The sequence below is a fragment of the Streptomyces sp. NPDC054956 genome (assembly GCF_053609185.1).
Window position 1 is genome coordinate 1 of the sequence record NZ_JBSGXB010000229.1, and the last position, 12,560, is coordinate 12,560.

Below are 12,560 nucleotides of genomic sequence, written 5' to 3' on the forward strand. Positions count from 1 at the left end.
GTGTTGCCGTGATCGCGGCCCTCGGTGCGGTACGTCAGCCCCTCGGCGCGGGCGCTCGCGGCGACGTGCTCCTCGGGCGGGGCGGCCAGACGGATGCGGGAGGCGATCAGGATCGCCCTCCTCCTGGTCTGCGGTACGCCGTAGTCGGCCGCGTTCAGGATGCCGCTCCAGGTGGAGAACCCCCAGGCGCGCAGCACGGCGGCGTACTGCTTCCACAACGGTGCGACGTCGGGCACCTCCTCCATCAGTACCCACTCCGGCTCGCCCACGGTGTGGAGGGCATGGAGGTATCGCATCGGCTCGGCGGCCAGTAGCGACCGCGGGTCCTGGCAGGCGGCAAGCAGCTGGGGCCGGCTGTCGCGGCCGACCGCGAGGTCGGCAACCGCCTGGTGGACAAGGGGCTGGTCGACAAGACCGAGGCGCTTGCCGGCCATGCTCCATGCCTGGCAGGGCGGGCTCGCTATCAGCCCGCGGGTCCGCCCCACGAAGGGCCGGACCGGGTAGAGCGCTACGTCCGTGCGGATCGTGGTCTGCCCGGCTGCTGCGCGAGTCTTGCAGGCCCATTCGTCCCACTCCAGGCCGACGTCGCGCACACCCAGGACGTGCAGGGCGTGCCCCCAGCCGCCCGGACCGGCGAAGAGGTCCACGATGAGGTCTCTCATACGGCCAGTCCGAAGTCGTCCCGGACCGGTTCGGGCTGCTCACCCCGGCAGGCCCACGGCGAGCATCCGTCCACGACACCGGCTTCGAGAGCCTCCGCGTCCGGACCGGCGGGGGCGGCGATCTCGCGTTCAAGGCGGTCGAGGTGCTCGTACACCTTCTTGGGTTCCCAGCCGGTGTCCGCGAAGACCGCGACGTCGATCTTGGGGAGGGTGCCGTCCGCGGACATGCACCACAGGGCCGAACTTTGTACCCCGGCACTCAGTGAAAGGGCGCGCAGGGCCGGGCGGAGGGTGGTGGCCGCGGTGCTTGTGGCCGGCTGGTGCGGCGCGGTGGAGGTCTTGGTGGTCGTGGGGATGGCGGGTCCTTGCGGGTGGTGCCGCCCGCGGCGTGGGCGGCGTCGGTCATGGGCGGGAAGAGGGGGAGACGGTTCCGTCAACGGCTTCGTGTCGGCGCCGTCGTGGCGGGCGCTGGGGGTACGGCAGGGGTGGCGTACACCGGGGTGGTGGGGGGAGCCGCGAGGAGGGCGGCGACGGCGGTCGCTCCGCTGGCGGTGAGGCGGATGCGGTCCTGGGCTGGGCCGTTGTCGTAAGCCGGTGGCGCGGTGGCAGGCTCGCGCGTGATCAAGCCCTTGCTTTCCAGGGAGCGCAGGGTGCTGATCCGGACGCGGCCGTCGCGGCTGTGGACGTACTGCCGCCCCAGGCTCTGGGTCATCACGACGTGGCCGCGGGCGGCTGCGTGGAGAGCAGCGAGTTCGGCTGCGGCCAGGCCGTCGGATGCGCCTGCCGCGGCAGGCCGGCGCCGTTGCGTTTCCCGGGCGATGCCGGTGGCGGACTCGACGGCTGCCTCCGGAGCGAGTGCGGTCAGCTCCTGCGCCAGCTGCACCTGGCGGTCGACGCCGTCGGGCGGCCCGGTGCGTTCGGGGTCCGCTAGGGATGCGGCGATGACCACGGCCTGCGCTTCGGCCAGGTGGCGGGCAGCTTCGCTGCTGAGGTAGGCGATCTGCTTGATCCTTACCGTGGCGTCGATCAGGTCGGCGCTCGCGTACAGCTGCTGGTCCTGGACGGCTTTGACGGCCGCGAGGGACTCGTGGTCCAGCTGCGCCGCGGAGTTGGCGTGTGCACCCAGGTCTGGACCGGAGGCGGGGGTGGGTCGGAAGAGGGCGAGGGCGTCGTTGTGCCGGGCGTAGTTGCCAGCCAAGGAGAGGAGGAGTTCGACGGGTGTGCGGGGCTCGGGCACGTCGAACAACTGGTCGTCGGTGGGCTCGGTCATAGGCAGGAAGGGCCTTCGGGTGGGGCCGGGTGCCGAAACGCTCGGGACGCGGCGGGGCGGGAGCCGGGAAGTCCGGCAGGGGCGGGGAGGCGGGCCTCAGCAATGCGCGGGAAGTGCCACGTTCAGGGCTGCCGCCGAGGTCGGCTTCAGAGCCGGGATCGTGCAGCTGATGCGGCAGGCGCAGGGAGGCTGGGTGCCGGCGCGGCGGGCGTGCCGGGCTGCGTGAAGGCAGGGGCTAGCTGTTGGAGTTCGCTGGCCAGGTGCTGGGCGAGTGCCTGGCTGGTGACGAGACGGGCGTGCACCGTCTCTGGCAGTCGGTTCCAGCGGGCTTGGAGTCGGGCCCGTTCGATGAGCGCGGCGGCGGCCTCCAACTGGGCAGAGACCAGGCCGAGCACTGCCTCTTGGTCGTCGTCGTGACCGGTGGCCTGGAGCAGCTCGTCCAGTGCACCTGGCAGCGGCGGGCGTTCGAGCGGAAGGCCGTACAGCTGGGCGTGCAGTGTGTTGGCGAGGCCGAGCACGGGTCCGCCGGAGGAACGGAAGTCGTAGCGGGACTCGGCGCTGCGCAGCAGGCCGAAGCTGACGGTCACGACGTGCGGCGGAGGCGGCGGGCTGGCGGAGATGCGGGTGGCGAGGGCGCGTGCGATGTCGGCGGGGGTGGGTGCGCCGACGTGGTTGGTGGGGGGCGTGAGATCTCCTGGTCGGTACGGGGGCGGTGGGTGTGGTCCGGCCGCTCAGCGGCGGGCAACCGTGGGGCCTGCCGAGTTCGTTCTTGCCGGAGCGGGGGCCGTGGCGGTGACGGAGCGGACCCGACGGGTACTGGCTGCGAGCAGAGCCTGGACACCGGCGGTGGTGAGCCGCAGACCGAATCGGTCCTGGTGTTCCGGGAGCGGCGTGACGGTGATGAGCTGTTTGGCGGCGAGGGTGTCGACCGTGGCCGGCAGGACGTGGGCGGACAGTGGGGATACCACCTCCCGGATGCCGTAGCGCTCGCGGAAAACGCCGTCGCCCCGCGCCAGGGAGAGGCGAGCCCTTTGCGTTGGGCGTCGCTGATCGTGACGGTCTTGCCTCCCGGGCTCAGGCCCTCCCGCGCGGCACGTATCTGGGCGTAGAGGAGGCCGTCGTGCCGCAGCAGGGCGGCGCGGATCTGATCGACGGCCGACGGTGCTCGGGACAGCGGGGCGCGGGTCTGTTCCAGGAGGCAGTCGGCGGAGGCGGTGTCGTCGTGAGCGAGAGCCGAGATGGAGTCCGCCGCCCGTGCGGCGGCGGTCGTGGTGGCCTCGGTCAGCTGGCGCAGGAGGGCGACGGCCTCCCGGCCGTCGAGGGTGGTCGGCGCGTCGCTTAGCGCCGCCTTGGAGAGCAGCTGGCCGCAGAGCAGCGAAGTCCGGTGCAGGGTGCCGCTGATCCGCACCGTCTCCTCCAGCCGTCCAGGGCCTGCGCTGCGCTGCTTCTTGAGGTCGTCGAACCCGTACGCGGCATCGAGCAGGAGGTTGGTGAGGAGCAGCAGTTCCTCGTTGCTCGGGCCGAGAGGGAAGGGATGGGGCGAGGGGTCTCCTGGGAGAGGGGGAGGCGGACGCCTGATGGCTCAGGTGCGGGCGATGGGGCGGCCCACCGTGGCGATGGGCCGCCGTAGCCCGGTCCCGTCGGCGGCGCTGACGCCAAAGGCCATCCAGGCCGATGGCGGGTGGCGGCGGCGTCAGGCCTGGATGAAGGCATTCGCGTAGCGGAACCGCGCGGGTGTGAGGTGCGGCATCACGCGGCCTTCTTGAAGTCGGCCTGCGCGGGGGCGGCTTTGGCGATGGCCCGCGCGGTGATCGCGTCCGAGGCGGCCTTGGATGCGGCGGCCAGGTTGCCCGCGCCCGGCTCGAGGTACCACGGGCGCAGGTCGAGCGCGGCCGGGCGAAGCCCAGTGGCGAAGAGGAGGGCGGTGCCCTTGGGGAGCGCGCGGATCCGGTCCGCAGGCAGGATCCGCTCCTGCCGCATGCTGAACGAAGTGGACTTGCCCGAGTCGGAGATGGAGGTGGATTTCGTCTCGACGTCGTGGTCGCCGATCAGCCGGGAGAGCTTGTCCGCGAAATCGGGGTCATCGATACCGGCGCCGATGACCTTGATCGTTGCCGCCGACCACATGGCGTCCATGCCTGCGTCCGACCAGACCTTCTGACCCTGCCGGTAGCTCTGCAGGATCGTGATCGGGATGATCCCCCGCGAACCCAGGTGCGAATACAGGTCGGGCAAATCGCTGATTTTGCATACGTTTGCGGCTTCGTCGAGGATCGCGAGCATGGGCGGGTCGAGGCGTCCGCCGGTCCGTTCGGCGCGGGCGGTCGCGGCCCGCATCACCGAGTCCGCGCACGCCGCGATCAGCGCGGAGGCTCCGCCGCCCCCGTCCTTGGAGAGCAGGAACAGCGTGTCGGTGGAGGCCACGAACTCGGCCGGTCGGAACTCCGGTACGTCCTTCTGCGGGGTTACCCAGGCGGCGATGTCGGCGTTGAGCAGGGCGGATGCGTACTGTCTCGCGGTCTCGTAGATCCCGTCGCGCGTTTCGGGCGGGCCCTCGACGGTTCCCTTCAACTGGGAGGCGACGGAGGCGAATCCGTGGTCGCGCAGGATGTCGAGGGGGCGCCGGTCGGCAGGGAATGCCAGCCACTGCATCACGTCGGTGATGGGCCGGTCGTCAAGCGCCGCGGCGAGGAGCAGCTGCGACAAGATGTTGCTGCCCGCCTTGGACCAGAAGTCGCCCTGCTGGCTCGCGTCCACGCTGGCGGCGAGGAAGTGGCCGGCCAGCCGGTTCGCGCCCTCCAGGGACTTGGCGTCCGCCAGGGGGTTCCACCACATCTCGCGTGCTGCGTGGGCGATTTGCTGGGGGTCCATCGACCATACGCGCCCCACCTGGCTGCGGGCGTCGTAGCAGGCCGTAAAGGCGTCGCCAGCGGCCTTGTTGCTGGTCAGGAGCACGGCACCGGGGGCGGCGAGGATGGAGGGAATCGCCAGCGAGGTGGTCTTGCCGGAGCGGGGGGCCATGATCGCGACCGCTACGTCCTCCCACCCCATCCGGACTTCGGTCTTGCTGCCCTGGAGGTTGCCGAGGAGGATCCCGGTGTCGGACGGGGCGATGCGTTGGGCGTCCTTCAGGCTGGGGCGCAGGCTGCGGGCTTTGTCGGTGATGGCGGCGGCCAGGACCGGTGCGATGTCCTTGGCCTTCGCGGTGCCCTCGATGCGGTGCTTCTTGTTGCCGCCGAGCGTGCCCTTGTGGCGGCTCCACCACAGGCCGCTGGCGGCGGCCAGGGCGATCAGGGTCAGGACGGGCAGGATCCGCGCACCGATCAGCAGGGACGTTTCTCCCAGGCCGGGCCAGAGCTGGTCGGGGCGTATGAGGGCGTCGGCGGGCCGGTAGGCGGCCCAGGTGTTGCCGGTGGCCAGGGCGGTGAGGTTTCCGCCGAGCCAGGCGAGGTGGGCGAGGGGGATGGCGACGGCGAAGGCCCCGAGGAGGACCTTGAAGGCTATGTCGTAGCCGTCGGAGGAGGAGCTGGGCTGGGACAAGGGCGCGCGATTCCGTGGAGGGGTCGGGGACGAAGGGGGTCAGCGGGTGCGGCGCGGCAGAGATCGGCCGGGTGGCGGCGGCAGCGGTGTGCCGGTGCGGTGGGCGGCGAGGCGGTCGACCCGGTCCCACAGGGCGTACTCGGCCTGATGGGCGGGAACGCGTTCGCGGGCGATGCGGACGCTGTAGCGCAGGAAGGGGGTCATCTCCTTCTCGTCACGCAGCAGCGGCTCGGTGGAGACCATGCCGGCGAGGACCGCGGCGGCCAGGTGGGGCGGGGTGTGGTCGGAGAAGTACGCCCGCCAGGCCGTACGGGCAGTGGGCTCGGAGGCCCAGGGGCCGTCGTGGGCGGTGACCTTGATGTGCAGCGCGCCGAGAGGGTGCCGGGAGACGGTGACGAATCCGTCGGGCGAGGAGATCTGGTGCTCCAGGACAGAGCGCTTCCAACCGGCCTGCTCCAGGACCTGCATCGGGTCGGCCGTGCCGTCGGCCGGGCCGGTGGTGAGGGCGTCGGTGGCGGCGGCGATGATCTCGGCCGGGGTCCGGGCGCCGAAGCGCATGGTCCACGCCTTCTCGCCGGCGGTGGTCCCGGTGTGGTAGAGGGTCCACCAGTGTTCGTCCGGGTCCGGTGACAGCAGCAGTTCGGCTTGGCGGTCGCGGCGGGTGAGCCGTATGACCGGGCTGAGGGGGATATGGGCGGGCTGCCAGCGGAATGCCTTCTGCAGCGGGACTGTCACCCAGCGCGGGTCACCGCCGCCGGCCAGATACCGGGGGGTGACCTGGGCGAGTACCGGCGGCTTCTCGGGCTCGTTCACTGGGGCCCGCTGTCCGTGACGGTGACGGCGATGTGGTTCGCGGTGACAGTGCGGCGCGCGACGGCGAGTTCCAGGGTGTCGGCGTGGGTGGCGAACAGGCCGATGCGGGCGGAGTGACCGCGGTGGTCACGCCCTGGTACGTCACGCACTCGACGCTGACTTCCTCGCCGGACAGGTACTCCTCGACCAGGACGACGGTGTTGTCGCCGCCGTGGAGCTGGACCCCGCGGGTGGCGAAGGCGTACGCGTCGGCCAGGTCCTCCTGCGTCTCGGCCTTGATGACGCCGATGCTGCCGCCGACCGAGGCGGGCTTGACGACGACCGGATAGCCGATAGCAGATGCTGCCGAGAGGGCCTCGTCCAGGGAGTTCGCCGCGGTGGACCGGGCCGACGGAACACCGTGGGCAGCGAACGCGGCGCGGCTGGCGGCCTTGTCCCGGCAGGTGCGGACCGACTCCACGCTGGTAGTGGCGAGACCGAGGTGCTCGGCCAGCCGGGCCACCGCAGTCAGGTGTCCTTCGGCCCAGGTCACCACGCCCGCGATCGGGCGGCGCTCGGCAAGCGCCTCACCAGCAGCGAAGAGGCCGGCCTCATCCTCGATGTCGCTGACGATCTCGTGGTCGACCACGTGGGGTCCTTCCCAGGTGATCGGACCGGTCGTGATGACGGCGACGTCGTAGGCATCGGCAACCTGGCGCAGGCAGTAGCCGCGATAGATGTCGTCACCCGGGGCGACGACGAGGACGAACGGACGCAGGGACAAGCGGACTCCAAGGCAGAAGGGAAGAGAGGTTGGTTCAGCGGCGGGTCGTGCGACCGGCGGTGGCCGGCGGAGCAGGTGGCGGCGGGGTGGTGGTTTCGATCCGAGGGCCCGCGGCGGTGCGTACGGCGGAGGTGTGGATCTCCAGGACGGCACGGCCGTGGACGAACCAGCCGTACAGGGCGTTCCACGCCTCCGCGTTACGGGCGTCAACTGCAGCCTGGCGGGCCTCCGCGCTTGCATGAGGATGGGCAGCGAGGAGGGTTCGGCACTCCGTCCTGATGGCCGCTATCTGGTCGAGCGCATCGCGCAGTTGAGTCAGTTGCCAGGCCCAACGGTTCTGGACGGAAGAGGCGGGGACCCGTTCGAGGTCGGCCTCGGCGGCGTCGAGCAGGACGTCGGCCTCCACGCTGACCGGTCCGAACGCCTTCCACACCACGTGGTCCCGGTCGGCCTTGCGGTCGTCGTAGCTCTCCGGGTCGTACGGCCAGCCATCGAGATCGGTGTGCTCGTCGGAGTACAGGTCCCAGGCGTCGACCGCCGCATCCGCCGCGCGCAGGAAGGTCGCAAGACGGCTGACCATCGCCTGAAGGCCGGGGACGGCAGTGCTGCCGGAGGGGGCGGATTGGGGCAAGGGCGGGCCTTCTCGGGTTTCAGGGGCGGGATGTACGGGAGTGCGCCGGACTTGCCGGGGCGGCGGCCGGGGCCGGGAGGCGGGTGGTGAGGTGGGTGCGGCGCTGGGAGCGGGCCTGTGCCCGGGCGGCGTCGATGCGGGTGAAGTGGGCTTCGACTGCCTGCTGGGGAGTGAGCGGGCTGGGGTTCTGCCGGGCGCTGTAGTGATCGAGGTCGTACATGCCGCGCAGGACGGGGGCGGCCGAGACGAGCTGTTCGGCCAGGCCGGCCATGAGGTGCTCCGGGACCGGGCCGCTGATCCACATCTTCCAGATCGGCGCACCGATGTGGTCGGGCTGGACGATGCGCCAAGCCAGGTGGTCGGAGGAGTCGTTGAAGATCGGACGCAGTTCGGCGCGGATCGGCAGCTCCGGTGCAGGCGAGCGGGCCTGGCCGGTGCCGTCCGGCTGGCGCTCCACGGCCCAGCCGGCCTTCTGCATGTGCTCCCACGGACTGCTGTCGCCCCGGCGCGGTCCGTGGAGAAGGCCGTCGGTGAATCCGGCGATGATCTCCGCCGGCACCATCCGGTCGAAGGAGGCGTTCCACGTCCAGTCGACGGACTGGATCCGCCACGGCGAGCCGGAGGCGAACGGATCGATCACCATCTGGTGCCGGGCCTCGTCGGGGCCAGCCAGGGCGATCCGGAGGTCGCCGGGGGCGGAGGTCAGGGTCCAGCCGGCGGCGAGCAGGGCGTGGGTGACGTGGCGTGGATCGCCGGGCCCCGCGAGGGGGCGGGGCGTGGTCTCGAAAGGGATCTTCGTGGCGTGATCCTCGGCGTACGAGGCCCGCTGGGCGGGGCTTACCGCCACGGGACCGCCTGGGCGGGTGCCCTGCGGACGGAGGCAGTCCGCAGGGGTTCCAGGGTGAGGTCGAGCAGCCGCAGGTCCTGCAGGACGGATGCGGCTTCGATGTACTCGCCCAGGGTCGCCTCGACGGTTTCGGTGCGGGGAACGGTGGTCTCCTGGGCGAGGTAGCGGGCGATGCCGCGCACGGCTTCGCCGAGGCGGGCTGCGGTACCTGTATCGGCGTCGACGAGCGCGGCGATCAAGGGAAGGGCATCGGCCAGGCTGGGACCGGTCCGCAGGTGGGCGGCGAGGCGGTGCAGGGTCTGGGCGGACGCGCGGATCTCTTCCGCGGTCAGCTGGGTGGTGGGTTCGTCGGTCATCGAAAGCTCCAGGGAAGGGAAAGGCGGTTCAGGAGCGCGGGGGTGTCAGGCTGTGACCGGGCGGTGGAGGCGCCGGGTGCCGGGCCGGGCCTGGTGGTCGGGGTGAGATGCCGCCCAAGGGCGCGGCCGAGGAGGGGCGGCGATGGACCTGGGCGGTCATCGGGTTCTTGCATAGCCGGGTGCCTTGCTGGTTCGGGCACGGGATGAGACCCAGTTGCGGCCCCACGTGGCGGCGCGGGCGGCGGAGAGGCGGGCCTGCTGCCAGGCGCCGAGCTGGTCGGGGCGCACGGACACGGAGGTGACGCGGATCCGGTTGCTGAGCGGGACGTGTCCGCGCGGGCGCATCACCGGCTCCGGGTCGGCCAGGGCCGTGGTCAGGGACTGCATCAGGTTCAGCGGGGTGCTCGCGGTGGCCTGCACGTTCCACACGGGCCCGTGCTCGTTGCGGGCGCCGACCCACCAGTGGTCCTGGCTGCCGTCACCGCCGGCTTTGACGTACTGCACGACGGCGTGCCGGTCGGGGCTCTGGGCTACGAAGTAGTCGTCCTGCTGCATGCTCCACGACTTCTCGGTGAGCGGCGCCCACACGTTCGGGGCGTGCGCCGAGCGCGGCTTGGTGAGTGCGTCGGTCAGGCCCGCGACGATCTCCACCGGGGTCTGCGGGGTGAGGGTGACCTGCCAGGCCGGCTGATGTCCCTGGGCGGCGCCGTGGATCTGCCAGCCGCCCGGCGGCTGGTAGGCGACGCGCACCATCTGGTCGGGCGAGTCGAAGGCGAGCGTCGTGCCGGACTTGCGGGTGATGTCCTTCCAGCCCGAAGCGCGCAGGAACTCGCTGACATGCCGCAGGTCTCCGCCGCCGGCCAGGTAGCGCGGTTCGATCAGGTAGTGCTGCTCAGCTTGCTGGGCCTGACCCCAGCCGGTCCACTGCTGCTGTCGGCTCACCGGTGCCTCCCGCGCGCCACCAGGGCGGTGGCCTGCGTGGCCGTCGGAGGCGACGTGGTCAGGGGGTGGCGCGTGGCGATCTCCTCGAAGACTTCCTGGTGTTCGTCCAGGTCGAGGGCGAGGTCGTACAACGTGTTGGCGGTGCGCCCGAGAGCCAGCCACATCTCCGCCGGGAAGACGCCGCTCTGGGCATGGTGCTTGGTCACGTAGGTACCGGTGCCGACCAGGGCTGACAGCCTGCCGAGGACGCCGCTGTCGGCATCCAGGACCTGCCGGAGGATCTGGGCGGCCTGCTGCGGCCCGGCCTGGGACAGCCGCTCGGAGAGCTGGTCGAGCTGCAGGGTGATGCCCGCGGTGAGGGCGTCGGCGGTGACGGGTGGGGTCATTGGAGGTCCAGGGGGCTGTGCGTTACCCACGACGGCGGTCAGCGGGTGTGGCGGTGGATGGAGGCGGCCAGTGCGCCAACGTGGCGTGGCGGTGACATCGCGGGCCGGGGCCGGTCGGTGCCTGCGGCTTTGACGACGGCGGCGCGCAGGTAGCGGCGCAGCAGGAAGCGGGCGAGCGCCGGTCGGCGGGCCGCGGTGAGCAGCGGGACACGGGGCCGACCGTCAGGAGTGTCAGCCGATGGCTGGGGGCGGGTGGTCTGGCGCGGGTCGGGCGCGGTCACCGGGTTCGGGCGGTGGTCCGGGCACCGGGCTGGGGCGTGGGCAGCGTGGCCTCCGCGGCCGGGCGGGCGGCGGCGCGCAGCACGGTGGCGACACCGAGGCGGGCGAGGCGGGCGCCGGCGGCCCGGACGGCGTGGGCCTGGGCCCGGGTGTCGTCCCCGCCGAGCACGTACGCCTTCGCTGCGCTCTCCCAGACGAACCCTTCAGCGAGAAGGACCTCGGCTGAGGGACGGGTGGTGGTGACCGCGCCGAGGGAACCGTCCTCGAGCCAGGTCATCACCACCTGCTCCTGCTGCGCACCGGGCCCGGGCTGCGGGGGGTTCATCGCGTTGTGCCGGACCTGGGCCAGAGCGATGTCGTAGCGCGGCAGCAGATCTGCGGTGACGGCGCGGGCGGCGCGCTCGGCGTCGGCTGGCACGGCGATCCCGTCGGGCTCGCGTACCCCGGCGTACGCCTCGGGGGCGACGCCGGCCGGAGCGATGGCGGCGACGAGGAACTCCTCCTCATGCCGGGGGTGGACGGTGACGTACAGGCTCATGCCGTCGTCGCGGACGAGGTGGGCGTCGGCGCCCAGGGCGTACTCGGCGAGCGCGGCTGCTACCTCGTTGAGGTCCCATACGTTCTCGGCGTGGGTGAACTGCTCCTCGTGCCGGGCGTGCTGGTGGTACTGGATGGTCCAGTGGCCGGGGAGTTCCTCGGAAAGGACGGTGGCGAACGATTCGACGTCGCGGCTGTCGTCGGCGGGCAGGGTATGGGGGGCGGGCATGGGCTCCTCGAACTTGGGGCGGGGGTCATCGGGTCCGTCCGGAGGCGGTAGAGGCGGGTGAGGCTGGCAGGGCGGCAGAGGGGAGGGCTGTGCCGGGCCGGGCCGGGGCCGTGGTGCGGTCGGCGAGTTCGGCGCGGGTGTGCAGCAGGTCGGCGGTGATGGGACCGAGCCGGTGCTCGGCCAGGTAGCGCATCCGGGCCGCGACGTGCCGGTCCGCAGGTCCGCCGAGGCCGTCGTAGACGGAGGCAAGGGAGTGGAGAAGCTGCCCCAGAGAGGCGAGGATGCCGTCGTGCGCGGCGGTCACCTCCTCCAGCCGGTCGGACACCTCGGCCGGGCTGCCCGCTTCGCGGATGGACTCTGCGAGGTTCGCGATCGACCGGCCCGTCGTCACGTAGCGGGGATCGGTCGTCGAGGTCGCGAACTGCGGGTCGGCCTGTACCCGGTATCCGGCGGCCTGGAGCCGGGCGACGGCGAGCTTGGCCACGGCCGCCTGATCCGCTGGCTCGACGGTCGGCGACATCCGGTGCCAGGTGACCCCGCGGACCTCACGCAGGAAGAACGTGCGTTCCAGGATGCCGTGGGCCAGCCCGTCACCGCCGTGGGCGGTGATCCGTCCGGTGTCCGCGTCCCTGGTGACTGTGATGGGCGGCGCCTTGCGCGGGGCGGCAGGCTCGTTCACCGGGCCATCGCACGGGCCGACGTGGCTGCCTGCACGGGCAGTGTCGGCGCAACGGGGGCCGGAGGCGCGGGAGGCTGGAGTCGCGAGGCGATCTCGCCCAGTTGCTCCTGCAGCCCGTACAGGCGGCGGGCTGCCCAGAACAAGTCCCTTGCCGCGGCGTCGGTTTGGTCGCCGGGCAGTGCGGCGGCCTGTCGGCCGACCTCCTCCACGAGCTGGCGCACGGCGGCGATCGGGCCGGACTGCTCGGCAGCGAGTTGCCGCAGGATTCCCGCGAGCGGGCTGGTCGCGGTCGGCACCCGCGGGGAGGCGGTGACCGCCGGGCCGGCTGGCGGGTTCTGGGGGCCGGAACGCTGCTGGGGGATGGAGCGCAGAAGGAGGTCGGCCGCGATGTTTCGCGCCTCGGTGACCAGGGCCTGCAGGAGTCGGCGGGGAGGGGTGCTCCAGGTGCCGTCGGCGCGGATCAGGTTGGCGATCACGTCCAGGCGGCCGGGCTGGCCCTGGACGGCGATCCACCGGCATGCCGCGTCGTCGCCGGGTGGCGCGATCCCGGCGACACGGGCGATCCGATAGCCGATCTCGGACCACTCGGCGTGGTTCAACTCCCGGTCCAGCGGGTGCAGGTGTGC

The 12,560-nt window shown here is 72.1% G+C and carries 16 protein-coding genes; all 16 read right to left on the minus strand.

The window, feature by feature from the left end:
- Nucleotides 1–662: DNA cytosine methyltransferase (locus ACWGDE_RS28040; protein WP_453391817.1), on the minus strand; the 662-nt coding region annotated here is incomplete at its 3' end.
- Nucleotides 659–889, minus strand: coding sequence for a hypothetical protein (locus tag ACWGDE_RS28045; RefSeq protein ID WP_453391818.1), 231 nt, complete (start codon nt 887–889; stop codon nt 659–661). The genes ACWGDE_RS28040 and ACWGDE_RS28045, both read right to left, overlap by 4 nt.
- Nucleotides 890–1,095: 206 nt before the next feature.
- Entirely contained in the window at nt 1,096–1,932 is an 837-nt protein-coding gene (locus tag ACWGDE_RS28050) for a hypothetical protein (protein WP_453391819.1), read from the minus strand.
- A 146-nt stretch (nt 1,933–2,078) separates the two neighbouring features.
- Nucleotides 2,079–2,519 carry a hypothetical protein gene (locus ACWGDE_RS28055; protein WP_267011080.1) on the minus strand — a complete coding sequence of 147 codons (441 nt, stop codon included), beginning with the start codon at nt 2,517–2,519 and terminating at the stop codon, nt 2,079–2,081.
- 1,162 nt (nt 2,520–3,681) lie between these two features.
- The gene (locus ACWGDE_RS28060; protein WP_453391820.1) at nt 3,682–5,472 is read right to left on the minus strand and encodes a type IV secretory system conjugative DNA transfer family protein; all 1,791 of its coding nucleotides are present in this window, start codon (nt 5,470–5,472) and stop codon (nt 3,682–3,684) included.
- Nucleotides 5,473–5,511: 39 nt separating this feature from the next.
- Nucleotides 5,512–6,285, minus strand: coding sequence for a DUF317 domain-containing protein (locus ACWGDE_RS28065; RefSeq protein ID WP_453391821.1), 774 nt, complete (start codon nt 6,283–6,285; stop codon nt 5,512–5,514).
- On the minus strand, nt 6,218–7,048 hold the full coding sequence (locus ACWGDE_RS28070; RefSeq protein ID WP_453391822.1) for an ATP-grasp domain-containing protein: 831 nt from the start codon (nt 7,046–7,048) through the stop codon (nt 6,218–6,220). Before ACWGDE_RS28070 ends, ACWGDE_RS28065 begins: the two co-directional genes overlap by 68 nt.
- Nucleotides 7,049–7,082: 34 nt before the next feature.
- Entirely contained in the window at nt 7,083–7,628 is a 546-nt protein-coding gene (locus ACWGDE_RS28075) for a hypothetical protein (RefSeq protein ID WP_453391823.1), read from the minus strand.
- Between the two features lie 70 nt (nt 7,629–7,698).
- Nucleotides 7,699–8,526, minus strand: coding sequence for a DUF317 domain-containing protein (locus ACWGDE_RS28080; RefSeq protein WP_453391824.1), 828 nt, complete (start codon nt 8,524–8,526; stop codon nt 7,699–7,701).
- Nucleotides 8,517–8,882, minus strand: a complete 366-nt coding sequence (locus ACWGDE_RS28085) for a hypothetical protein (protein ID WP_453391825.1) — start codon at nt 8,880–8,882, stop codon at nt 8,517–8,519. Before ACWGDE_RS28085 ends, ACWGDE_RS28080 begins: the two co-directional genes overlap by 10 nt.
- Nucleotides 8,883–9,038: 156 nt before the next feature.
- Nucleotides 9,039–9,824, minus strand: coding sequence for a DUF317 domain-containing protein (locus ACWGDE_RS28090; RefSeq protein WP_328967573.1), 786 nt, complete (start codon nt 9,822–9,824; stop codon nt 9,039–9,041).
- Nucleotides 9,821–10,210 (minus strand): hypothetical protein, encoded by a 390-nt coding sequence (locus ACWGDE_RS28095; RefSeq protein WP_033221573.1) that lies wholly within the window; start codon nt 10,208–10,210, stop codon nt 9,821–9,823. The genes ACWGDE_RS28090 and ACWGDE_RS28095 overlap by 4 nt, the downstream gene beginning before the upstream one ends.
- A gap of 38 nt (nt 10,211–10,248) precedes the next feature.
- Nucleotides 10,249–10,491, minus strand: coding sequence for a hypothetical protein (locus ACWGDE_RS28100; protein WP_453391826.1), 243 nt, complete (start codon nt 10,489–10,491; stop codon nt 10,249–10,251).
- Nucleotides 10,488–11,255, minus strand: coding sequence for a hypothetical protein (locus ACWGDE_RS28105; RefSeq protein ID WP_453391827.1), 768 nt, complete (start codon nt 11,253–11,255; stop codon nt 10,488–10,490). The genes ACWGDE_RS28100 and ACWGDE_RS28105 overlap by 4 nt, the downstream gene beginning before the upstream one ends.
- A 25-nt stretch (nt 11,256–11,280) precedes the next feature.
- Complete coding sequence (locus ACWGDE_RS28110) at nt 11,281–11,934, minus strand: hypothetical protein (RefSeq protein WP_453391828.1); 654 nt, start codon at nt 11,932–11,934, stop codon at nt 11,281–11,283.
- A partial coding sequence (locus tag ACWGDE_RS28115; RefSeq protein WP_453391829.1) for a hypothetical protein occupies nt 11,931–12,560 on the minus strand: 630 nt, incomplete at its 5' end. The genes ACWGDE_RS28110 and ACWGDE_RS28115, both read right to left, overlap by 4 nt.

Coding starts and splice junctions, on each gene's coding strand:
- ACWGDE_RS28075 (WP_453391823.1), bottom strand. CDS start 7,628: ATGGTCAGCCGTCTTGCGACCTTCCTGCGCGCGGCGGATGCGGCGGTC.
- ACWGDE_RS28105 (WP_453391827.1), bottom strand. CDS start 11,255: ATGCCCGCCCCCCATACCCTGCCCGCCGACGACAGCCGCGACGTCGAA.
- ACWGDE_RS28085 (WP_453391825.1), bottom strand. CDS start 8,882: ATGACCGACGAACCCACCACCCAGCTGACCGCGGAAGAGATCCGCGCG.
- ACWGDE_RS28045 (WP_453391818.1), bottom strand. CDS start 889: ATGTCCGCGGACGGCACCCTCCCCAAGATCGACGTCGCGGTCTTCGCG.
- ACWGDE_RS28095 (WP_033221573.1), bottom strand. CDS start 10,210: ATGACCCCACCCGTCACCGCCGACGCCCTCACCGCGGGCATCACCCTG.
- ACWGDE_RS28050 (WP_453391819.1), bottom strand. CDS start 1,932: ATGACCGAGCCCACCGACGACCAGTTGTTCGACGTGCCCGAGCCCCGC.